Source organism: Nibribacter ruber (genome assembly GCF_009913235.1).
GTDB lineage: Bacteria > Bacteroidota > Bacteroidia > Cytophagales > Hymenobacteraceae > Nibribacter > Nibribacter ruber.
In genome coordinates this window covers 843,468-866,423 of record NZ_CP047897.1, presented here as the reverse complement: position 1 = coordinate 866,423, position 22,956 = coordinate 843,468, and the positions used below count along the sequence as shown (strand labels likewise).

Below are 22,956 nucleotides of genomic sequence, written 5' to 3'. Positions count from 1 at the left end.
TGTAAGGTCCAAAAAAGTAATAACCAAAGAAAAATGCGTGGTGCTGAATCATCTTATGTCAATAGGTAGACCAAACGTACGGCCCGGGACTTGAATTACAAAATAAAAAGGCTAATAATTTGATAATCAGATAAAAAACGGTTGTTAGTTTGAGCCAATTCGATTTTTCTAAATCCTTCAAATTAAACTAGATTAGGCCCGTTTTTGGCTAATTTTCCAGAAAACAGGCCAAAAACGGCCGGCTGGCTTACATGGAGTTCATGGCGGTCATGAAGACAATCACACTAATGGCAGCAGTGGTTAAAAGGCCCACGCCCGTTCCAATGGCCACTTTGCCAATCTTCTTTTTGTGCGCCTGCTTTTTGTAACCCTTCACGTAATAGTTGTTTTTGAGGTAGTCAATGTTAGAAACCTCTGTGGGTTTAATCTTAGGCGGAATGGCGCCCATGATAATAGGAGCGGGTAGAAACAGCATGGTGGTAGCTGCGCTGGCCCAAATTACATCTCTTCCTTTGTAGTAAGCCTTCGCGTCTTTTGTACCCAGCTGGTACATCTGCTGGGGAGTCATGACCTCTGCACTGGTAGTATCTGCTGGCTCCTGGTTTAGCACTTCCTTGGCGCCGTTGGCAAACGTAATCATGAAAACTTCGCTTCTCGGGAGTGCGTGCACGCTGTCAGTGGGGCTATCCGTCAATTTAAACCGTACCTGGGACAGGGAGATTTCCATAACCTTGGCCTTAATTTCTTCGCCGGTCATTTTTAAGATGATGTCCTGGGCCATAAGCGGTTGTAAACAAACCAAGGCGAACAACACCATGAATAGTAGTCTTTTTTTCATCTGGATAAAGGCTGTTATGTGAGACTCTAATCAGTTTTTGCGGGAGTTGAACCCAAATAATACGCTGGCCCGTACGCCGTCCCTACTAGGCACCACCGCCAGATTGATAGGGAAGTTGATGCCCTCAGACTGCAAGTTGGTGCCCAAGGCAAACACCAGCCCAGCGCCCGCCGGCGAAACGTTGGGTCCCACTCCAAACTCAAATCCTTTGGCGCCGCGCAGGCCCACCAAGGCGCTCAAACTTGGCAGAAAAGCTCCTTGTTCCAAACCGCCCACTAAGGGAACAAACTCTGCCAGACCAGTCAAACCTTTGGAAGTAGTGAACAGGCGGGTTTCAAACTGCCAGCCAAACTGCGTGAGGAAGGGGTTAAGGTTGTGGTCTTCTTTGAGCTCATCCGCTAACGTACCTCCTATCGCGGTGAAGCCTAACCGGGGACCACCCAGTTTAATGGCTTCCTGGCCAAGGGTAGGATCTACGTTGTTGAAGGTAATGGGCGCGGGCGACAAGGTAGTGGTTATGACTTCTTTGCTGCCATTGGCATACTTGATCATGAACACTTCCTTTTTGGCTATGGAGATGAGGGGGCTGTCCTGGTAGTCGAAGCGTTTATATTGGATGACGTCTGGCGTTATCTCCAGAATCTTGGCGCTGATTTCCTCGCCGTTTCTTTTCACAATGAGGTCCTGAGCCCATGCTCCTTGAGCACACAAAACACAGAACAAGGCAAGTAGAATTGTTTTCATTTTAACGTTTGGTTAGGGTGAAAGGTGGTGGTTGAAAGGGATAAGGTTGTGACTTCCAAACAAAGGGGAGGAAATTGACCAATGAAGTTTGCCAGAAGGCCCTCAAGGAAAAAAGCCGGGGTACAAAAGAGAGCCTTGCTGAGGGCATTATCCTCTGGTTTTCTTCTTCCGGGAAATGGTTTTGTCTATAAGGTGGGTAGTCAGCGCGACGGCGTTCAAGCCAACAAAATTCCGACAGAAGACTTGACCGCCAGACGTGGGTTTTACAAAATAATGGTGAAGGGCCAAGGCATTCAGCAACCCGAAGGCATACCAACTGGTCTCCTTGTTCTCAGCCCAGGTACCGCCATTAAAAGCGGCCAGAGACATGATATGGGTTCCTGCTGCGGTCCAGTAGGCTCCCTTGTAGGCAAAGGCGGGCGTACTCACCAAGGCCATCATCACTTCACTCATGATTAGGTTACCTAATTTGTCTTGTTTAGTAGGTTCCTCTGCAGCCATGAGAAGGCCACTGCTTGTTGGCAAAGAAGCCGCGGTTGCAGGCATCCGCAATAGGGTAGAGGCAGCCTTGGTTTCAGAACTTGTCTCTACAGCAAACGGGGCAACAGTATCAGATTTTAAGGGTTGGCAGATTTGACCCTTCGCCCCCAAGCAAAAGAATAAGGCCACCGCAGTTAAGTAGGTAAAACGGGTTTTCATAGAAAAGAATGGTAGATAAGCGGGGGATGGTATAAAGGTACAAGCTGGCCTATGGCGTATGCTACTCACTTTCTAAAAAATTAGACATTTAAATGCGTGATAATAGATTGTAGGATATTGATAATGAGTGCAAAAGATAATTTGAATCTTATTTTAAAAATGCTGTAATTAAAGAGATGAAAAGCAGCATTTAACCATTCTTGAAATGGACGACTTAAAAATTATCCTGGATACGTTCTCATCAGACGAGGTGCGGGAGTTTGGGCATTTTTTACAGCGTCAGAAAAAGAAGAAGGGCCGAAAGGATTTTGCGCTATACAAGCTGATGCTGTTAAAGAAGCCACTTAAAAGTCAGGAGCTCATTCAGCGGTTGTACCCAGAAGATGGCAATGCCACGGCGTATTACGCCTTGCGCAAACGCCTGATGCAGCAGCTAACAGATTTCATTGTGTTAAAACAAAGGACAGACGATCCCACTGCTGGTTCCTCGGTGATGGGATTGCTGTCGCTGGCACGCTATCTTTTTGATGCACAGGCAGACCGGCTGGCCTGGAACATGCTGCGCAAAGCCGAAAAGCTGGCCCAACAGAATGAGCAGTTCGGGTTGTTGAACACCATCTTTCATTTGCAGATGGAGAAGGCAGATAGTTTGCACGCAGACCCGCTGGAAGAAACCATACAAAAATGGGAAGCCAACAAGCTGCTCGCCGAAGAAGATGAACGCGCCAACATTGCCAGCAGCCTCATTGCCCAACGTCTTCGGCAGGCCCGGGGAGGAGGCCGGTTCCTGGCCTTTGACGCCACCATTCAAGAAGTGCTCAGCACCTACCAGTTAGGTGATGCCGTGAGCCAGCGGCCTTCACTTTTGTACAAGCTGCTGCAGATTGCGCGAAGCGCCGTGCTGGTGAGAAAAGACTTCTTCTCCTTTGAACCCTACGTCATTGGGCAGTACCAGAGGGCCATGGCTACACACGGTTTTTCAAAGGCCAACCAGTTGTACCGGGTGAGTATTCTGTACATGATGGCGCATGTGCTGTACCGTAACCGCAAGTTTGAAGCCTCCAATCGCTACCTTTCTGAGTTATATGAAGCCCTGCAAAAAGAAGCACTGGCCCAGCACACGGTCTTCTACCCCCGGTACGTGCTGCTAAAAGCCGCCAATGATGCCTTTCTGCGGCAATTACCCACGGCTGTGAGCACCTTGGAAGCCCTGGTATTTGACAAAAAACTCACCTTGCAGCCCCGTGATTTCCTGACGGCGCGTTTGGGCCTGAGCTTCCTGTACTTTGCGCAGGGGGCTTTCCAAAAAGCCAACCAGGTGCTGCTGTACATGGACAAGACTGACAAGTGGTGTGAAAAAATAATGGGCCTGGAATGGGTGCTCAAGAAGAAGCTGGGCGAAGTGATTTTGCAATACGAGTTCGGGAATCTGGACCTGGCCCTGGATCAGATTCAGGCAGTGGAACGCAAGTACAAAGAAGTCCTGAGCCAGCCGATGTACCAGAATGCCATGGCCTTTTTAAAGTTGCTGCAGCAGTTCTTTTTGCAACCAGACGTGGCATCCCGTAAAGTGTTTCTGCAACAGGTAGAAGCCAACCTAGTCTTTGGGCCGGTAGAGCAGGAAGACTTGCCTTCCATGAGTTACTACGCTTGGCTTAAATCCAAGATGCAGAACAGAAACTACTATGAGGTGTTGCTGGAGTTGAGCAGCCAGACAGCCCCTTCTCCGTAATCTATCCTTGGAAAACCCTTGACCAAAAACCTATTCCTGCCCGTTGGACTTGGTTACCTTGGTAATGGTTTGTTGGTAAGTGTCGTTTAACTGATGGATGAACGCGTCCATTTCCTTGGAGACCGCCTGAATATGGTCTACATAGGTATGCAGGGTAGAAGGGTCCATGGGGTAAGATTGCAGGGCGGTGGTGAGGCCCAAAAGAGTGGCCACGGGTTTGCGCATGACGTGCGAAATGTCAAACAGAATCTGCTCCAGCGTCTGGATGTACTCTTTGCGCTGGGTGATGTCCTGGAATGTGCCGTACCAAACCACCGTGCCGTCTTCCTTGCGTTCTGGTTTGGCGTTGGACCAATGCCAGTGCACTTCGCCTTCCTCCTCCAACACCCTATATTCCACCTCCCAATTAGTGAGCTGAGTAAAGGAGTCTATCAGGCTTTGGCGCACCATCTCCACGTCATCTGGGTGAATGACGGTAAAAGCGACCTCGGCGTTTTCCTTTAAGAGTTGAGGGTCCAACATGGGGTGTATGGTGGCAAAGCCCTTGCTTATAAACGGAAAATGCAGTCTGCCATCTGGGCTAAGTTCCAGCTGATAAATGGCGCCCGGGGCTTGATCCGTTAGTTTTCTAAGGCGCGTAATGTTGTGCTCCAGCAGATCATCCTGGTCCAGCAGTTGTTTTCTGGTTTCCAGGTAATCCATGGCCTTCTTAGCCAATAACTGCAGGGCCTTTTTCTGGTTGTCAGAAAACTCGCGGGGTTTGGTATCAATGATGCAGAGCGTGCCCAGCACGTAGCCTTTGGGCGTTTCCAGGGGAGCCCCAGCGTAAAATTTGATTCCGGGCAGTCCCACCACAAACGGGTTGTTTTTAAAACGCGGGTCATTGCATGGGTCTGTCACTACCAGCACTTCTTTGGGAAACTCCAGCGCGTGGCGGCAGAAGGAATCTTGCCGCAAGGTCTCACGGGTGGCTAAACCCTTCACCGATTTAAACCATTGCCGGTCTTTGTCTATGAACGTGAGCAGGCAGATGGGAGCGTCATTGATCGCCGAGGTGATTTCCACCAGCTCATCCAGCTCTTTCTCTGGCAGCGTGTCTAAAATCCTGTATTCCCGTAATTCCTGTATCCTGGCTGCCTCTTGCATAGCTATGGCAATTATACCTTTTTCCTATTCAACTGCTTTTCTCTTACCCGTTTACTGGTATAGGGGCCTGTTAAGCTAATTTCAAGAATAATGCCTTAGAAACAAAGACCTGCACCTAAAACTTTTAGCAATCACCCAAGATTAGGTATCGTTTTTGACCTGTTTAACAGGAAATAGCCTAAAAACGATTGCTGATTTACTAGGGATGGTTTCAGGGCATTGTGCGCTTGTTGGTATTGACACCAACGGGCAGAACAATTTTGATTTTGGTTTTGAAGACCACCAATCCTAAAAAAGCTTATCTATTCCCATGTTCTTCTTTCCAAACCAGATTCGGAGTCGTTTTTGACCAGATTCCAAGAAAACAGCCCAAAAACGATGGTATTACTAGAAACAAAAACACTGTTGCTCTTCAGCAATGCCAGATAATAAGGAAAGGGAAAAAGCAAAGCCGGAAGCCCTTAGGGTTTTATAATGGAAAGCTTCGCGAGGCAAAAGAAGGCAGGAGAGGACCGAATTGGAAGAACTGCTGATTGACTTTTCAAAGCCTGGTTTTTCAGGAAAAGGCAAAAGGGAACCCCAAAGAGAAGCGCCGAAGGAGAGAGGCGAAAAAATAAAAAAATCAGCAAGCCTGTAAGCCGGGTTTTGTCCTCTGCCCGAAGACAGATGGCTTATCATTTATCTAGGCCAGTCCTCACGGAAAGGCTCCATCAACCTACCCACTGACATCGGACGAGCCGCCCTTAGCCTTGTCCTAAAACGAGGCGCTGCCAGCCTATTTGGTCTTTCAACTCCTGAGGTTTACCCAGCCGGACTAGTCGCCTAGCCGCTGGTGCGCTCTTACCGCACCTTTTCACCCTTACCACCAATTAATTAGAAATTATAAATTAAAAATTATGAGTCTTCACAGATGAGTAATTTCTAATTTCTAATTAATTAGTGGCGGTTATTTTCTGTGGCACTGGCTGTCATTTGGCCGTCTCCCGCCAAATGCCTTCCCGTTAGGAAGCAGGATGCTCTGCGTTGCCCGGACTTTCCTCTCCGCCTAAAAGAAGACGCAGCGATAAGCCGGCTTGCCGATTTTTTTACAAAGGTACAGCTTTCTGTCAGACACAACTGCAGGAAATCCGTTTTTGGCCTGTTTTCTGGAAAACAGGCCAAAAACGGATAACTGGTTGAGGAGGAAAGTTGCGCGAATTGGAGCGTTGACCATGGAGGTAGAAAAGGCTTCAGGCTAAACGGAGGAAATCACGTATTGACTAGAAGGATCAGGAAAAAAACGCAAGAAGGATGACGAGCAAAACAGGAACCAAAGCCCCCAAGCCAGAAAAACAGAAAAGCAACAGCCTCGGTCCAACGGATAGAGCCGGAGAGGGCGTCTCCATAGAAATGGTGGAGCAAGTGCTGGCCCGCATAAAGGAGCTTTTGCAGGAGGCAAACGCGCTTGAGAAGGCGTATGTCGCCGATATTGAGAAAGTGCATGTCAAGTACCAAGAAAGCAGCAAGAACCTGTTACATTACCTGGCCCTCCGGAAGCATGACAACCGACACTTACAAGCTCAGCTGGCCAGCCTGGGGCTTTCTTCCTTAGGCCGCCTGGAAGCCCACGTGCAGACTACGCTCTACACCGTCCGGAACCAATTATTGCTGTTGCAGGGCCACCTCACCGGTAAAAAAGCTGACCTTAGCACCGTTCCCGCCGCAGCGGGTTCCCTTAAAACGCACATCTCAGAGCTGTTCGGGCCGGCCAGCCCGGGCCGTGACGGGCGCATCATGGTCACGTTTTCTACGGACCTCGCCGAAGATTACAAGGCAGTAAGAGCGCTCATGAAAGCCGGCATGAACTGTGCCCGCATCAACTGCGCGCATGATGACATCACCGTCTGGGAGAAAATGGCGGCTAACATTAGAAAAGCCGAGCAGGAACTCAACCAAAGCTGCAAAATTCTCTTTGATTTGATGGGCCCCAAACTAAGAACCGGACTCTTGAAAGCTGGTCCTAAAGTGCTGGCCATTCACCCAAAAATAGACGAAGTAGGGCAGATTCTGTCGGTGGCCAAGGTGTGGCTGGGACCCAAGGGCGTGCCTGCGCCAGAACCGGTAGATGCCGCCATACGCGTATCCAAGAAATGGGCGAAGCAAGCCGAGGAGGGAAGCCGCATCACGTTCAAAGACACTCGTAAGCGCAAACGCTTGTTTACGGTGGTCCAGAAAGTGAACGGCGGTTTGCTGGTCGTGTCGGGGAAATCTGCGTATTTGGCAACGGGCACCGAACTGCAATTGGTCACCAAAACCGGCGAAGTTCTTATCCAGAAGATTGGCGAATTGCCGGCCATGACGCTGCCCTTGCTCCTGAAAAACGGACAGGAACTAATCTTACATCGCAAATCCATTCCGGGAGAACCCGCGCAACTGGACAGTGAAGGAAACCAAGTGGAGCCCGCGCATATTTCCTGCACCTTGCCCGAGGTCTTCAGCAGAGTAAAGGCCGGGGAGCCCATCTGGTTTGATGATGGCGAAATTGAGGGCGTGATTGAAGAGGTGAACCCAGAGTACCTTCGGGTAAAAATCACTGCCGCTGATGAACTGGGAGCCAAGCTGAAACCAGACAAAGGCATCAACCTGCCAGAGAGTGATTTGCAATTGCACAAACTCACCGTTAAAGACCGGCAAGACCTGGCCCATGTGCTGCCATTTGCAGACATCATCAACCTGTCTTTCGTGAGCCACCCGCCCATGGTGGAAGAGTTGCAACAAGCCTTGCAGGAGTTACAGGCCAAGGAGGTGGGCATCATGCTCAAGATTGAAACCAAGGCCGCCTTTGATAACCTTCCGCATTTGCTGCTCACGCTATTACGCCAACAACCGGCGGGCCTCATGATTGCCCGCGGCGACCTAGCCGTTGAACTGGGCTGGCAGCGTCTTGCCGAAGTTCAGGAAGAAATTCTTTGGATTGCTGAAGCCGCGCATTTGCCGGTGGTGTGGGCCACCCAGGTTCTGGAAAAACTCACCAAGAAAGGCCGGCCCTCTCGCGCAGAAATCACAGACGCCGCCATGGCTCAGCGCGCCGACTGTGTCATGCTCAACAAAGGCGCCTACATCCTCAAATCCTTGGAATTGCTAAATGACATTATGCAACGCATGCAAGAGCACCAATACAAGAAAACTGCCCTACTACGCAAGCTTCACGTTTCGGATTTAATTAAGAATTAAGCTCGTCCGATGGCTAAAAGTTAATTTCCCTGCTTCAAGTTTATTACTTGGAGCTTTGCATAGGGGCAAGTTTACAAACTTGCGTGAGAGATAGTTTTTTCAAATTTCCATATCTCCATATCCTCAAACACCATAGAAAAAGAAAAGCCCGTTTTTGGCCTGTTCCCATGAAAACAGGCCAAAAATGGGCTTTCATTTACTTTTACCTGATCCTTACTTCAAAGACACCTTGGTGGCACCGTACCCAAATTTCTCTTTGCGGGCCTCCTCATAGAATTTGATATGTGGGTTTCGGCTCAGCAGCTTCTGGATTTCTTTTTTAAGGACGCCGTTTCCAGTGCCATGAATGAAAATAATCTCATGCATGTTAGTGGCCACGGCACGTTCCAGCGCATCTTCAAAGGCTGCCAACTGCTGGCGAAGGATCTCTGAGTTGCTCATGGTTTTCGGGTCTGCGTCAGGCAATAATTTTTCTATGTGCAAATCAACCTCATGACTTGGAGCGCTGACCTTGGCGTTTTCAATTAAGCTGCTGGATTCTATCATTTGCAGCAGAATCTCGTCTGGGTTCACGGCCACTGGTTTAGAATCCAACTGAAACAGATAGCCTTCCTTCTGAAGCACGGGCACCGTTTTCTTGGCTTTGTAAAAGGAAGAAGCTTTGAATTTGAGGCGTCTGGTTACGGACTCCATCAAGGTGGTGGCGTTCACTTTATGCTGCAAGTACTGCACCACTAAATCAGGCCACTTATCAAAATCGTTCATGTGGAGGTGCACTACGGACTTGGTCTTTTTAGGACCGAGTTTATCGTTGCTTAAAGCGCAGTAGCCTTTGCCAGATTCTTCGCCGTAGGTAAACAGCAAATCATACTCAGAATTATTGATCACATGTACCGCCAAGAGTTCTGCGGTAGTGTGCACTAAGCCAATGTATACGCCCGCCGCCGAAGCCACCTGCGCCGGGGCTAGATTGGCCATGCTGGGACGCTGAGAGACCACCGGTTCTGGCGTAGGATTGTTCCCAAAGTGCTTTTCCTCCTCAGCGGCAATCACTACCACTTCGCGGCGCATAACTGGAATGGTGAAGTCATTGTCAATGGCCACTTCCACCAGGTTGTTGTCTAGAAAGCGGGTGATCACGCCTTGTTCCTTGCCGTGCATCAAGCGCACGCGGTCTCCTATGTTCATGTCGTTTTTGGGCTATTTCCGGAAAAAGAAGCCAAAAACACGCAGGCTTCTTCTTTACAAAGATACGCAAAAGGAAGTGGCGCGGGTGACGGAGTTTCCTTCTAATGATTTGCTAAGGGCAAAGACAAGTTTGGTATTAACAGTACTCCGAAGAAAAGACTTGTAGTTGGTGGTAGAGGGCTGCTTCCATCTGCAGAAAGTTTGGTAACCTAAATCTATGAGGGATAGACACTTTTAAATTTTAGGAATTCATGGGAAGAATTGACTTACGGATTTCTAATATGAATCCCTTGACAACAGGCAGGATTCCTATAAATTGAGCCTAAAATCAAGATCAATGGCAGAGTTAGAAGTTGTTAAGCACACCAAACAAGTTTTCAAGATTATGAAGGATCCCAACACCGGTTGGAAACATAAACTAAAAGAGACCTTACTTGAGATAGGCATCATCGTGTTTGCCATCACGCTATCCTTGTGGTTGCATAACTGGAGCGAGCACAACCATGTAAAGCAGGAAGAAAAGGAATTTTTGACGGGTCTTAAACTTGATCTGCAAAAGGACCTGACAGAATTAAAGTCAGACGTGAAGACATATGCGTTTGTAAAGCAAGGATTTTCTTATTTCTACCAAGTGGCCTATGGAGTGCCACTGCACCAAGATAGTCTGCAAAAATATAGATGGGTACTTCGCAACACTACACAGTTCAATTCAAACAACAGCCGGTTTGAGGGATTGAAGGCCTCTGGTAAGCTTGGGATTATTGAGAACAAGGAACTACTCAACCATATTTTAGAACTGTACCAGGAAGACATCCCTTGGCTGATAGGTCAAAACGAAGACCTTAACTTTTATAAAAGTGAAAAGCTAGAGAACACCTTGTTTGATCGTTTAGTGCTGGATAAAAATGAAAATGGCAACTGGGAAACCGTTTTTAGAGAACCTAAAGTGCAGAACCTCTTAAGACAGCATGTGGGCTTCCAGGAAGTGATAGGGCAGTATAAAAAGGTGATTGCAAAAAACAGCAAAGTCATTGCCTTGATTGAAAAAGAAGGCTTGTAGGCTTTGCAACTTCTTTAAAAGTAAAGCGCGTGTGCCTTGAAACCATGCCTGCGGTTGTATTCTAAGGCCGGGGCCGGAAACTTGAGGATGGAGAGCAAAGCAAACGTGCCTTTCAAAAACTTGCTTCGGGTGGGAATAGCCTGCCAGTTCAAATCCACACTCAGGTAATACTGCCTATACGGTGACAAACCAGCCAAACGGTTGGCGTCAGCGTCATGGTAGACCACTTCTTCAGCGCCGTAGCCTAGAGCCAGATTCAACCATTTGGGATAGCGGGACGTGGTAGATAGAAATTTAGGTACGTCTACGCTCAGCCAATACGTTTGGCCGTTGTAGTCCTTCAGGGTTTGCTCTTGCCAGTTTTTACCCAATACGTTTGACCTGATGGCCGCGTAGCGTGTGGAATGGAAAGAGAATTTGGGCAGGATTCTGGTTTCGCCCCAGGCTAATTGCTGGCCTATTACGGCAAAAGATCCCGCGGCATTCGCGGCTAGGTCAGAAGCAGAGGCGCCATAGTCGAGTGAACGGCCGTCTAAGTATTCAATGGGGCTTTGCAAGACAATACCCAGCATGCCGCCGTACCAGATGGCTTTCTTCTCGGGTAGGCCGGCCCTTTTGAGCGCTTCTATCCCCAGTCTGCTTTCATGGACGGCTCCCCAAAAATGACCTGCTTTATCTATCTGCTTCCATTCCCGGGCATCATTAAACCAATGAAACGAGGTGCGGGCATTTTCTTGGTACCAGGTTTCTCCCAAGGCAATCATACTGCCGGTATAGACGGCCGCGCCGCCCACCAACCACCAAGGCGAAAGCGTTTTGGCTAGAGTAACAGTGTCTGGAGTAGCTGGTTTGGTTAGAATTTGGGCATGAGAATAGCCAGGGAAAAGGCAAGACAGCAACAGGAACCAGAAAGGACCCCAGGAGTTACGGTACAAAGAAAATTTGCGTGCCACAGGCTAAAAGTACGCAAAGCTGGCCGATACCAAGAAGAAATCACCCAATGAAAAAGATTTGAAATAAAACTTGCACGGGAAATCTCAATCCTTACATTTGCAACATGAAAACTCAATTAGTACACGGCGCTTGGTGGCACATCCTTCATATTTGATGGGTGAACCGATTGCTTTATACTAGATGATGTATACCAAAGGCCCGGATTCACCCCGGGCCTTTGGCGTTTTTTAAGACTTACACAATTGCATTAAATACATATTAACATGGTATCAAGAAATTCATTTGGACAGCATTATTGGTGGCATCTTTCTCACGATTGATGAACAGCCCTGTAATGCCTTTGCATTGAATCTCCTTTTATCAGAAAGGCCTGCTGTTCTAAACAAATAGCAGGCTTTTTTATTTACTACCCATGAGCACCTTCCAACTAAAAACACAATACCGCCAGCTCCTCTCAGACACTGTAACTCCGGTGGGCATCTACCTGCAACTGCGTGACAAGTACCGCAACTGCCTGCTGCTGGAAAGCTCAGACTACCACGGGCAGGAGAACTCCTTCAGCTACATTTGCTGTGAGCCCATCGCCGAGTTTTCTTTAAAAGAAAATGTGCTGCACCAGAGCTACCCAGACGGCAGTTCAGAGGAGCAGACGTTGGCCAGCAAGCGAGAGGCCGTGGGTTTGCTACAGGACTATATTCAGAAGTTTCAAACTCCAGAGAACGAGTTCGGGTTTATTCAGAACGGACTTTTTGGGTACATCTCCTTTGAGGCGGTGCAGTATTTTGAGAACCTGCGCTTTCAGGATAAACCCACGGCGCACGGCGCCATGCCAGAGATTCTGTACCAGGCCTTCAGGTTTGTGATTGCCATCAACCACTTTAAGAACGAGCTCTACATTTTTGAGCATTTTCTGGGAAAAGAGCCCAAAAACGACGGCCTGGATGAACTGGAGGCGCAGATCAGGAACAAGAACATTCCGGTGTTTAACTTCCAGATAGACGGGCAGGAGGCCACCAACCAGACAGATGAGGAATTCCTGAAGATTCTGGAGCAAGGCCAGAAGCATTGCCACTTGGGGAACGTGTTTCAGATTGTGTTGTCAAGGCAGTTCTCGCAGGCGTTCAAGGGAGATGAGTTCAACGTGTACCGGGCGCTCAGGTCCATTAATCCTTCGCCGTACCTGTTCTATTTTGACTACGGCACCTTCAAGATCTTCGGGTCATCGCCAGAGGCACAGCTGCAGATCAAAGGGAACCAGGCCAGCATTTTCCCGATTGCCGGTACCTTCAAGCGCACCGGCAATGACCAGGCAGACGCAGAACTCACCCAGAAGCTCTATGATGACCCAAAGGAGAACGCCGAGCACGTGATGCTGGTAGACCTGGCCCGAAATGACCTCAGCCGCCACGGCGACAACGTAAAGGTAGACGTGTTCAAAGAAGTGCAATACTACTCGCATGTGATTCACCTGGTGTCTAAGGTGACGGCCCAACTACCGCAGGCGCACGGCTCTGTGCAGGTGGTGGCAGACACGTTCCCGGCGGGCACCTTGTCCGGAGCACCCAAACACCGCGCTTTAACCATCATTGATGAACTAGAGCCCACCGCCCGGGGTTTTTATGGAGGCTGCCTGGGCTATTTGGGCTTTAACGGAGATTTTAACCACGCCATCATGATCAGGTCCTTCTTAAGCGTGAAAAACCAGTTGTACTACCAGGCGGGCGCAGGCGTAGTAGCCAAATCAGACATCCACAGCGAGCTGCAGGAGGTGCACCACAAACTGGCCGCATTGCGCAAAGCCCTGGAAAAAGCCACTGCCATTTAACTTTTGTACCCACCGCCGTTTTTGGCCTGTTTTCTGGAAAAGAGCCCAAAAACGAATGAAACCGATCCCAAACCAAACCACCTGACTGAACCCTTTAGTACGCGTACCATGAAAATTTTAGTGTTAGACAATTATGACTCTTTTACCTACAACCTGGTGCAGATGCTCCGCGAGCTGGGGTACGGAGAACAGTTGCAAGTACACCGCAACGACCAGATAGATTTAGAAGCTGTTGAAGCGTTTGACGTGATTGTGCTTTCGCCGGGACCGGGCATCCCCGAAGACGCCGGCATCATGCCTGCTCTTCTGAAAAGATACGCGCCCACTAAGCGCATTCTGGGCGTCTGCCTGGGGCACCAAGCCATTGCCGAAGCCTTTGGCGGCCACCTTTCCAACATGGAGGAAGTTTATCACGGCGTTTCTACCACCCTGCGGGTAGTGAATCAATACGAAGTCCTTTTTAGAAACCTTCCGCAGACGTTTCAGGTAGGTCGCTATCATTCCTGGACCGTAGTGCCAGACAACCTGCCTTCTGATTTGCAGGTGACGGCCGTGGATCATAATGGTGAGATTCTGGCCCTGCGCCACCGCCAGTATGATGTGTGCGGCGTGCAGTTTCACCCTGAGTCCATACTAACTGACTATGGCAAAGACATGTTGAGCAACTGGCTGCAAAACCCCTCACAACGTGTTACCAAATGGACTTCTTTCGCGGCATCGCTTAGTTTATGAAAAACATACTGCAACAATTAACAGAGCATAAAACCCTTTCCAAGGAAACCGCACGGCAGGTACTGGTGAGCATTGGCAAAGGCGAGGCTAATCCCAGCCAATTAGCGGCGTTCATGACGGTCTATCTCATGCGGAACATCACAGTGCAGGAACTAGACGGTTTTAGAGAAGCCATGCTGGAACTGTGCCTTTTACCTGACCTGGGCACCGACAAAGTCATTGACCTGTGCGGCACCGGCGGAGATGGAAAAGACACCTTTAACATCTCCACGCTGGCTTCTTTTGTAGTGGCTGGCGCGGGATATAAGGTGGCGAAGCACGGCAACTTCGGGGTGTCTTCCATTTGCGGATCTTCTAACGTGATGGCGCATCTGGGCTACACATTCACCAATGACAGTACCGTGATGCGGGACAAGCTGGAGCGCGCCAACATTTGCTTCATGCACGCGCCTTCCTTCCATCCGGCCATGCGGGAAGTGGCACCTATCAGGAAAGATTTAGGCGTGAAGACCTTCTTCAACATGCTGGGCCCCATGATCAACCCGGCCAAGCCGCATTACCAGTTGGTGGGCGTTTTTAACCTGGAGTTGTTGCGTTTGTACACCTACCTGTACCAGCAGACTGGCAAGCGCTTTGCCCTGGTACACTCTCTGGACGGCTATGACGAGGTTTCCCTGACCGGAGCGTTCAAACTGGTAACCGCGCAAGGCGAAGAGATCTTACAACCATCTGATTTGGGCTTGCCCACCTACACGCCAGAGCAATTGGAAGGGGGAACCACGGTGGCAGATTCGGCGGCTATCTTCCTGGACGTGTTGAACGGCTCCGCTACCAACGCCCAGCGCGATGCCGTGATTGCCAATGCCGGCCTGGGCATCTTCTGTGCAGATGAGACTTTGAGCCTGCAGGAGGCCGTGGAAAAGGCCCGATATTCTCTGCAAAACAAACAAGCGCTCCAATCTTTTCAACAGCTTTTAGCCAATTAAGAAAATATGTCAACCATTTTAGACCAGATTGTACAACACAAACGCCAGGAAGTAGAAGACCGCAAGAGCCTGGTGCCCGTGAAACTGCTGGAGAACAGCATTTACTTCCCATCGCAGCCTATCTCCTTGCGCAAATACCTCCAGCGCCCAGACCTGAGCGGCATCATTGCCGAATTCAAGCGCAAGTCGCCGTCCATGGGGGTGATCAATGCGTATGCGCCTGTAGAAAGAACCTCCATTGGCTACATGCAGGCGGGGGCCAGCGCACTTTCTGTATTAACTGATACGCAGTTTTTTGGCGGTAAAAGTGAGGACTTGACCACTGCTCGTAAATTCAATTTGTGCCCTATTCTCCGCAAGGACTTTGTGATAGACGAATACCAAATTCTGGAGGCCAAATCCATTGGGGCAGACGCTATTCTATTAATTGCCGCCATCTTAACCAAAGAAGAAGTAGAACGCTTAGGACAGTTTGCGCATTCACTAGGCTTAGAAGTGTTGTTAGAAGTGCATGACCGCCAGGAACTGGAAAATAGCTTGACGCCGCATGTTGATTTGATTGGCGTGAACAACCGCAACTTGAAAGACTTTACAGTGTCTATTGAAACCTCCAAAGAACTGGCCTCGCTCATTCCCAATGACTTTGTGAAAGTGACCGAAAGCGGCCTTTCTAAGGCGGAGAATTTAGTGGAACTGCGTCAATATGGGTTTGAAGGCTTCTTGATAGGCGAGGCGTTCATGCGCACCAGCCGGCCTGAGAAGGCGTGTTTAGCCCTAGTGGAGGAAGTGAAAAAACTTACCTCCTCTCAATCGGTTTCAGCCTAGGTTAGCCACAGCAGACAACAGACAAGACAGACAAAACAACCATGCCATACAGAAAATTAAAAATTAAAGTCTGCGGCATGAAGTACACCGAAAACATTGATGATTTGTTGGTGCTTCAGCCAGATTTTGTGGGCTTCATCTTTTATGAAAAATCGCCGAGGTTCATCACTACGCCCTGGGCGGTTTTCTCCAGCATCTTTCTTAAAGGTACCCGAAAGGTGGGCGTTTTTGTAGATGAGCAGGTAGTGAACATTCTACAAAAGACAACAGATCTGGGACTGGACGTGGTACAACTACATGGTCATGAAAGTCCGCAGATGTGCCGCGAATTGAGAGACACCGGGCTCACCGTCATGAAGGCCTTCCGGGTGGGAGACGATTTTGATTTTGAGTCCATCCGGGAATATGTGAGCGGCTGCGACTACTTTCTATTTGATGCCAGCGGCCCCAATCCCGGCGGAAACGGCCTTCGTTTTAACTGGCAGATGCTGGACAATTACACCTTTGACATCCCCTTCTTTTTAAGTGGCGGCATAGACGTGGAGCATATAGAAGAGATCAGAGCGCTTCGGCACCCTATGCTGTATGGCCTGGACCTGAACAGCAAATTTGAAGTTCAGCCGGGTCTAAAAAAAGTGGACCGAATCAAGCAGTTTATTGAAGAATTACGAGCAGAACCACAATCATAAAATACTAACCACAAGTACTATGTACGGAGTAAATGAGCGGGGATATTACGGTCAGTTTGGCGGGGCTTTCATCCCAGAAATGCTGTATCCCAATGTTGAAGAGCTGAGACAAAAATACCTGCAGATTATACTGGAGCCAGGCTTCAAAGCCGAGATGGAGGATTTGCTACGCGATTACGTGGGCCGTCCAACGCCTTTGTACCACGCTAAGCGACTTTCTGAGCGGTACAACGCCAAAATTTACCTCAAGCGCGAAGACCTCAACCATACAGGGGCACACAAAATTAACAACACCGTAGGACAGATTCTGCTAGCCAAACGCCTAGGCAAAACCAGAATCATAGCCGAGACGGGCGCAGGTCAGCACGGCGTGGCCACCGCCACCGTTTGTGCTTTAACTGGGTTGGAATGCATTGTTTATATGGGCAAAATTGACACCGAACGCCAACGGCCCAACGTAGAAAAAATGCGCCTGATGGGGGCTACCGTAGTGCCAGTTACCTCAGGCAGTCAGACTTTGAAAGATGCCACCAATGAAGCCATCCGGGACTGGATTAATAACCCCGTAGATACGCATTATATTATTGGCTCGGTGGTAGGGCCGCACCCATACCCAGACATGGTGGCAAGATTTCAGTCGGTGATTAGTGAAGAGATTAGAAAGCAATTGCAGGAGAAGGAAGGCCGTGAGTTACCGGATTATGTGGTGGCCTGCGTAGGCGGCGGGAGTAATGCCGCGGGTGCATTCTACCATTTCCTAGATGAGCCTAGTGTACAACTGGTAGCGGTTGAGGCCGCAGGATTGGGTGTGGATACAGGGCACTCGGCGGCAACGTCTGTGCTGGGAAAAACCGGCATCATTCATGGTAGTAAAACCCTACTCATGCAAACCGAGGATGGTCAAATCACGGAGCCGTACTCTATTTCAGCGGGATTAGATTATCCAGGAGTAGGTCCGCAACATGCGCATTTGGCAGACACGGGTAGAGCCAGATTCATTGCCATCACGGATAATGAAGCAATGGAAGCCCTGCGCGAACTGAGCCGCTTGGAAGGCATCATTCCTGCCATAGAAACCTCTCATGCTTTAGCGGCCTTGGGACAATTAGGCGCCGGCCCAGAAGACGTGGTCGTGTTGAATTTATCGGGCCGCGGCGACAAAGACTTGAATACCATTCTCACCTATTTTGAAACCCACGATGTCCAAAAATAGACTTACCCACTTGTTCCAAGAGAACCAAGGCAACTTGCTCAATGTGTATTTCACCGCCGGTTTCCCTAACCTGAATGACACCGTCACCATCCTAGAAGAACTGCAAGCCGCCGGCGCTGACTTGGTGGAGATTGGCATGCCGTTCTCTGATCCGCTCGCGGACGGACCCACCATCCAGGCCAGCAACCAAGTCGCTCTAGAGAATGGCATGAGTGTGAAAACCTTATTCCAACAGTTAGAAGGTATCCGGGAGAAAGTATCGCTTCCAATCATTTTAATGGGCTACTTGAACCCAGTGTTGCAGTTTGGATTTGAGGCCTTCTGTGAAGCCGCCGCCAAGGTAGGCGTAGATGGGTTTATCTTACCCGACATGCCTTTGGTGGAGTATGAAGAAGAATACAAGCTCATTCTGGAAAAATACGGCCTGAGTCTCATTTTCTTAATCACCCCGCAAACCTCTGAGGACCGCATCCGGAAAATCGACGCACTCACGGATTCCTTCATTTACATGGTTTCTAGTGCCAGTACCACTGGTAGCCAGGTACAGACCAGTGAGGCCCAGCAAGCTTACTTCTCCAGAGTGAAAGCTTTGGGCTTACGTAGTCCTCTGTTGATTGGCTTCGGGATTTCTGATAAAGTATCGTTTGAGATGGCCTGTCAAACCGCGCACGGTGCCATCATAGGCAGTGCCTTCATCAAAGCCTTGCAACAACCTTCAGAAGTGAAGGAAAATGTGCGTACGTTTTTGAAAAGTATTAAGCAGACACAAGACGCAGGACTCAAGACATAAGACTTTTAGAAAGTATTGTTTTTGGTCTCTTTTCCAGAAAACAAGCCAAAAACGACCTTTAGTTTAAAGCATAGATATGACTGTTTTGAGCCCCACCATTTTCAAATCTTCACATCTCCAAATTTCCAAATCTTCACCATGTTAATACAACTTCAATCAGATATAAATCCAGCTCAGAAAGAGGCCATCATCCAAAAGGCCAATGCTCTGAAATACAAAATCACCGAAGTCATCACGCAACAAGGCCATTACCTGGTAGGTACCGGCAAAGCCGATTTTGACGTGCGCGCGGTGGGAAATCTGCCGGGCATCAAAGACCTGCACATTGTCTCAGATGACTACAAACTGGTGTCAAGGAAATGGAAGGTAAACCCGACGGTCATTGACTTCGGCGACGGATTGCGCGTGAAGGAAGGCGAGTTCACCATCATGGCGGGACCATGCTCCATTGAGAATGAGGCGCAGGTGGAGAAAACCATAAACCACCTGGTAGAACAAGGGGTAAGGTTCATGCGCGGGGGTGTGTTCAAGCCTCGTAGCTCGCCTTATTCTTTTAGAGGGCTGGGTTTAGAAGGCTTAAAAATGTTCTATGACATGTGCCGGGCCAATGGCATTAAGGTAGTCACTGAGGTGATGCAGGTGTCGCAGATTGCGCCCATGGAACCGTACACAGACGTGTTTCAAGTGGGTGCGCGCAATACCCAAAACTTCAACCTGCTAGATGAATTGGGCAAAGTAGATAAGCCTGTTTTGTTGAAGCGTGGCATCTCCGGCACTATTGATGAATTGCTCTATTCAGCGGAGTACATCTTTTCTGGTGGCAATGAGAAACTGATGCTTTGCGAGCGCGGTATTAGAACCTATGAAACCGCCAGCCGAAACACCCTAGACTTGAACGCTATTCCAATCCTGAAGGAGAAGACGCACCTGCCGGTGATTGTGGACCCATCGCACGGCATGGGCATACGCGAGTACGTAGAGCCCATGGCCTTGGCCGCCATCATGGCCGGCGCTGATGGCATTATCTATGAGACGCATGAAAAGCCAGAAGAAGCCGCCTCTGACGGAGCCCAGACCCTGAGTTTTACGGAGTCAGAGCGCATGATTAAGAAGATGCAAAAGACCTTCGCGCTTAGAAAAGAGCTGGGGAATTAAATAGTATAAACCATCATAATCTCGCTCGCCTCTGGCGAGTGTGGGGTGTGATTGGCCTCTGGCCAAGTTTAAAGGTATCCTTACATAATTACAGCGGCCGGAGGCCGTCGATACCTCACACTCGCCAGAGGCGAGCGAGAGCGAGTGTTTTTAGTTTTGAGGCAGAAAAGAAGGAAAGGATTCAAGCTTATTTATGATTAAATGAGTCAAATTTCACTTATCCCTCAATCCTTTGAAAGGGGGGGCGATATGCGTCAACGTCTGATTCTTAATTACTAATTCTTAATTAAGCTCGTTTTTGGCTTAATTCCTGGAAATCAGGGTAAAAACGGAAGAACCTAAAAAAAAACTGCCGTTTAGTTTGGAGATGCCATTCTCGGCCTCTACTTTTAGACCCATGCAAGCACAGCACTTGACCATCTGCAATTATTATTACTACCGTCCTGAGTCCCTCGGTCGGAAGGAAGTTGCGTGCGTTCAAGGATAAGAAAGAAGATTCATCCTTACTCATACAAAGCCTGGTTCCGACAACGGAGCCAGGCTTTTTTTTATGTCTTATTATTCGCTCAAAAATTAAACCATCCACTATGTCAACCATCATCTTAACCCAGGATTACGCCGCATACACGCCAGAACATCAGCAAGTATGGAATCTGCTCTATACCCGGCAATTGAACATCTTGCCTGCGGCCGCCACCAAAGCATTTATGCTAGGCTTAAAGGACGTAGGCTTTGAGCCCAACCGTATTCCTGATTTCAATGAGGTGAATGAGCGCTTGCTGGCCAAGACGGGTTGGCAATTGGTAGGCGTGCCGGGCATTGTAGACAACCGTACTTTCTTTGAGTTGCTGTCCCAACGCAAGTTCCCGGCCACTACCTGGTTGCGCACCATGAGCCAACTGGATTACCTGGAAGAGCCAGACATGTTCCATGACGTCTTCGCGCACGTGCCTTTGTTGGCCAACCAGGAGTTTGTAAACTTTCTGGAGGCCATGAGCCAGGTAGCGTTAAATTTTCTGGACAATGAGTGGGCCGTAGAACTCATATCCAGGCTGTACTGGTACACGGTTGAGTTTGGCCTGATAGAAGAGGAGGGCGAGTTGCGCATTTACGGCGCAGGTATTCTTTCTTCGGCTGGTGAGACGGCGTTTTCTCTGTCTGACGAGCCTAAGCGTCATGCCTTCAATGTGCGTCAGATTCTGCAGACGCCGTACATCAAAGAGAAGTTTCAGGAGGAATACTTCGTGTTGGAAGACTACAGTCAACTGATGGAGTCGCTCACCGCCTTTGAGGACGAGTTGCAACTGGCTTTAGCTCAGGAAGAAATAAAATAATATGCCGTTTTTAAGCCGTTTTGAAAAAATCAGCGTAAAAACGATTTGAATTGTCACAAAAAGTTTATACATTAGTCTTGAAATGAAACTATTTGCCCTCTATTTTACGATTGTCAAGTGTAATCCGATGCATAATCCGCTCGGAACCGAGACACCGTATGGGCAAAGTTGAGTCAATCTAGACTAGCAATTTTTCACCTATAGAAGGCCTGGTTCCGAGTTCGGAGCCAGGCCTTTTTTTATGCTTACACGTTATGTACCAACAACCGTATCACCAGTACGCCATTCAGCACCAGCAGATTTGGAACATCCTGTTCACTAAAAGGGTAGAGGCCTTGTCGCATGTGGTAGCTGTCAATTTCTGGCAGGGTGTAAAAGCCCTAGACCTGAAGGCGTATTTCATTCCTGAGTTTCAGGAGTTGAATTTCTGGATGCTAAAAAATACGGACTGGCAGGTAGTGGCGGTGGAGCAAACCCCGCGCCCAGCACAGGTACTGGCCAAGTGGAGCAAACGTAAATTCCCAGCCCAGACCCAGTTGCGCCTGCACCCAGACGCCGATTTGCGCTTGCAAGGGAACTCAGATTTGTTCTTAGATATTTTCAGTCAACTGCCTTGGTTGCTACAGCCAGAGGTGCGTGACTTCATGTATCGTTTGGGTAAACTAGCACAAGAGAGTAAAGACCTGGCAACGGTAGAAACGCTGTGGCAGATTTCTCAGCACGTGTTGGGCAATGGATTGCTAAGAGACCACAAAGGGCAGATGACCTTGTTCGGGGCCCGCTTAATTTCCAATGCCCCTGAAGGAGAAGCCGCCCTTCGCCATGAAACCAAATGGCAGCCATTGGTTTTGGAAGAGCTGTTGGCTGTACCGTTTGAAGAAGGCAAACTACCGAAGGCCTACTTCGTGCTGGAAAATCTTTCTGACTTGACCCTTTTGGCAGAGCGCCTAGAAACGGAAGGCCATCCTGCTAAAGAGGAGCCCGCTCCATTGCAAATGGTGGCGGTATAAGTATATCGTTTTTAGCCTGTTTTAGTGGAAACAGGCCAAAAATAGAAAGGCGGTTGCTGGAGGTTAAAATCCTTGGCAACCGCCTTTATTAATTTATTTAATCATCCTCATTTTGTCATGCTGAAAGGACCTTGTGAGCAAGCTGTAGAAGCGGTTACTAAATGCATAATACCAGTCGTTTAAATAAATCATTAAGTTTAATTGACTAGGCCTTTCTAGTTCGCCCACAAGTTCCTTTCAGGATGACAATAGGGGAAAAGCGAATTGTTGCGCGAGGGTCAATATCTACTTATTCAGTTTGTTCTCTTTCTCCAGATAGTCTTGCAGGCTAGTTCCTATAATGAAATTCCAACCAGCTTCAAAGTTTTTGCGGGCCAGGTCTGGATTGTCTTTAGGAAACGTCTCCGTACCGGCGTGCGTCAATTTCAGGCGAGTACCGTTTTGCTTAGGTGTCAATTCAAAGGTCACCAAGGTATCACCAGGTTGGCCTTGGTAGCGCCAGGTGTGTACCAGTTTTTGGTGGGGGATGGCTTCTTTTACTTCGCAGAGGTGTAGAAAAGTTCGGCCTTCATTCTCGCCCGTGAACTGGAATTGGTGGCCTACCTTCGGCTCAAAACCCGGAATATCAAAGTACCACTTTTTTATCTCATCTGGGTTTGTCAGCGCTTGCCAAATGGTTTCGGGCGAGGCCTCAAAGGTGCGTTCTACAATAATGGGTTCTACGGCCATACAAGTTTAGCTTAAGGGTTGTTTAATAGACAAGGTAATGGGTTCCTGCCTTTACAAGCAAGCCTCTAATCGAATTCCCGCAAAATGAACCAGG

General features: G+C 48.8%; 20 protein-coding genes and 1 other RNA gene. 13 read left to right on the top strand and 8 right to left on the bottom strand.

What is annotated here, in order from left to right; all coding sequences use genetic code 11:
* Positions 1–247: 247 nt before the first annotated feature.
* The 3 genes from GU926_RS03755 to GU926_RS03745 all read right to left on the bottom strand — a co-directional run bounded on the left by GU926_RS03755 (position 248) and on the right by GU926_RS03745 (position 2,083).
* Positions 248–838, bottom strand: coding sequence for a hypothetical protein (locus GU926_RS03755; RefSeq protein ID WP_160689154.1), 591 nt, complete (start codon positions 836–838; stop codon positions 248–250).
* 30 nt (positions 839–868) lie between these two features.
* The gene (locus GU926_RS03750; protein WP_160689152.1) at positions 869–1,582 is read right to left on the bottom strand and encodes a hypothetical protein; all 714 of its coding nucleotides are present in this window, start codon (positions 1,580–1,582) and stop codon (positions 869–871) included.
* A 147-nt stretch (positions 1,583–1,729) separates the two neighbouring features.
* Positions 1,730–2,083, bottom strand: a complete 354-nt coding sequence (locus GU926_RS03745) for a hypothetical protein (RefSeq protein WP_160689150.1) — start codon at positions 2,081–2,083, stop codon at positions 1,730–1,732.
* A gap of 403 nt (positions 2,084–2,486) precedes the next feature.
* On the opposite strand from GU926_RS03745, the gene GU926_RS03740 reads away from it, so the two are divergent.
* The gene (locus GU926_RS03740; protein ID WP_160689148.1) at positions 2,487–4,013 is read left to right on the top strand and encodes a hypothetical protein; all 1,527 of its coding nucleotides are present in this window, start codon (positions 2,487–2,489) and stop codon (positions 4,011–4,013) included.
* Between the two features lie 30 nt (positions 4,014–4,043).
* Here the strand turns inward: GU926_RS03740 and GU926_RS03735 are convergent, their stop codons facing one another.
* Both GU926_RS03735 and rnpB read right to left on the bottom strand, forming a co-directional pair.
* Positions 4,044–5,159 carry a GAF domain-containing protein gene (locus tag GU926_RS03735; RefSeq protein WP_160689146.1) on the bottom strand — a complete coding sequence of 372 codons (1,116 nt, stop codon included), beginning with the start codon at positions 5,157–5,159 and terminating at the stop codon, positions 4,044–4,046.
* A 618-nt stretch (positions 5,160–5,777) separates the two neighbouring features.
* Positions 5,778–6,239: RNase P RNA component class A (gene rnpB / locus GU926_RS03730), an RNA gene on the bottom strand.
* 210 nt (positions 6,240–6,449) lie between these two features.
* Between rnpB and GU926_RS03725 the strand changes: the two genes are divergently transcribed.
* Positions 6,450–8,372: a pyruvate kinase gene (locus GU926_RS03725; RefSeq protein WP_160689144.1), complete on the top strand. Its 1,923-nt coding sequence runs from the start codon at positions 6,450–6,452 to the stop codon at positions 8,370–8,372.
* Between the two features lie 213 nt (positions 8,373–8,585).
* Here the strand turns inward: GU926_RS03725 and GU926_RS03720 are convergent, their stop codons facing one another.
* Entirely contained in the window at positions 8,586–9,560 is a 975-nt protein-coding gene (locus tag GU926_RS03720) for a Smr/MutS family protein (RefSeq protein ID WP_160689142.1), read from the bottom strand.
* 337 nt (positions 9,561–9,897) lie between these two features.
* Here GU926_RS03720 and GU926_RS03715 point away from each other — a divergent pair, with 337 nt between their 5' ends.
* Positions 9,898–10,620 carry a hypothetical protein gene (locus GU926_RS03715; RefSeq protein ID WP_160689140.1) on the top strand — a complete coding sequence of 241 codons (723 nt, stop codon included), beginning with the start codon at positions 9,898–9,900 and terminating at the stop codon, positions 10,618–10,620.
* Between the two features lie 14 nt (positions 10,621–10,634).
* Here the strand turns inward: GU926_RS03715 and GU926_RS03710 are convergent, their stop codons facing one another.
* On the bottom strand, positions 10,635–11,573 hold the full coding sequence (locus GU926_RS03710; RefSeq protein WP_232058418.1) for a YfiM family protein: 939 nt from the start codon (positions 11,571–11,573) through the stop codon (positions 10,635–10,637).
* A 413-nt stretch (positions 11,574–11,986) separates the two neighbouring features.
* On the opposite strand from GU926_RS03710, the gene GU926_RS03705 reads away from it, so the two are divergent.
* The 10 genes from GU926_RS03705 to GU926_RS03660 all read left to right on the top strand — a co-directional run bounded on the left by GU926_RS03705 (position 11,987) and on the right by GU926_RS03660 (position 22,133).
* Positions 11,987–13,399: an anthranilate synthase component I family protein gene (locus GU926_RS03705; protein WP_160689138.1), complete on the top strand. Its 1,413-nt coding sequence runs from the start codon at positions 11,987–11,989 to the stop codon at positions 13,397–13,399.
* 108 nt (positions 13,400–13,507) lie between these two features.
* Positions 13,508–14,131: an anthranilate synthase component II gene (locus GU926_RS03700; protein ID WP_160689136.1), complete on the top strand. Its 624-nt coding sequence runs from the start codon at positions 13,508–13,510 to the stop codon at positions 14,129–14,131.
* Positions 14,128–15,117: an anthranilate phosphoribosyltransferase gene (trpD, locus tag GU926_RS03695; protein WP_160689134.1), complete on the top strand. Its 990-nt coding sequence runs from the start codon at positions 14,128–14,130 to the stop codon at positions 15,115–15,117. Before GU926_RS03700 ends, trpD begins: the two co-directional genes overlap by 4 nt.
* Before the next feature lie 6 nt (positions 15,118–15,123).
* Complete coding sequence (gene trpC, locus GU926_RS03690; protein ID WP_160689132.1) at positions 15,124–15,942, top strand: indole-3-glycerol phosphate synthase TrpC; 819 nt, start codon at positions 15,124–15,126, stop codon at positions 15,940–15,942.
* A gap of 77 nt (positions 15,943–16,019) precedes the next feature.
* Complete coding sequence (locus tag GU926_RS03685; RefSeq protein WP_160689130.1) at positions 16,020–16,631, top strand: phosphoribosylanthranilate isomerase; 612 nt, start codon at positions 16,020–16,022, stop codon at positions 16,629–16,631.
* Between the two features lie 19 nt (positions 16,632–16,650).
* The gene (trpB, locus tag GU926_RS03680) at positions 16,651–17,844 is read left to right on the top strand and encodes a tryptophan synthase subunit beta (RefSeq protein WP_160689128.1); all 1,194 of its coding nucleotides are present in this window, start codon (positions 16,651–16,653) and stop codon (positions 17,842–17,844) included.
* A complete protein-coding gene (gene trpA, locus GU926_RS03675; protein ID WP_160689126.1) occupies positions 17,831–18,634 on the top strand; it encodes a tryptophan synthase subunit alpha in 804 nt (267 codons plus the stop codon). The genes trpB and trpA overlap by 14 nt, the downstream gene beginning before the upstream one ends.
* Positions 18,635–18,772: 138 nt before the next feature.
* Positions 18,773–19,789 (top strand): 3-deoxy-7-phosphoheptulonate synthase, encoded by a 1,017-nt coding sequence (gene aroF, locus GU926_RS03670; protein WP_160689124.1) that lies wholly within the window; start codon positions 18,773–18,775, stop codon positions 19,787–19,789.
* A 587-nt stretch (positions 19,790–20,376) separates the two neighbouring features.
* Positions 20,377–21,123 (top strand): phenylalanine 4-monooxygenase, encoded by a 747-nt coding sequence (locus GU926_RS03665; RefSeq protein ID WP_160689122.1) that lies wholly within the window; start codon positions 20,377–20,379, stop codon positions 21,121–21,123.
* A gap of 254 nt (positions 21,124–21,377) precedes the next feature.
* Positions 21,378–22,133, top strand: coding sequence for a hypothetical protein (locus GU926_RS03660; protein ID WP_160689120.1), 756 nt, complete (start codon positions 21,378–21,380; stop codon positions 22,131–22,133).
* A gap of 285 nt (positions 22,134–22,418) precedes the next feature.
* Here the strand turns inward: GU926_RS03660 and GU926_RS03655 are convergent, their stop codons facing one another.
* Entirely contained in the window at positions 22,419–22,862 is a 444-nt protein-coding gene (locus tag GU926_RS03655; RefSeq protein ID WP_160689118.1) for an SRPBCC family protein, read from the bottom strand.
* Positions 22,863–22,956 lie beyond the last annotated feature (94 nt).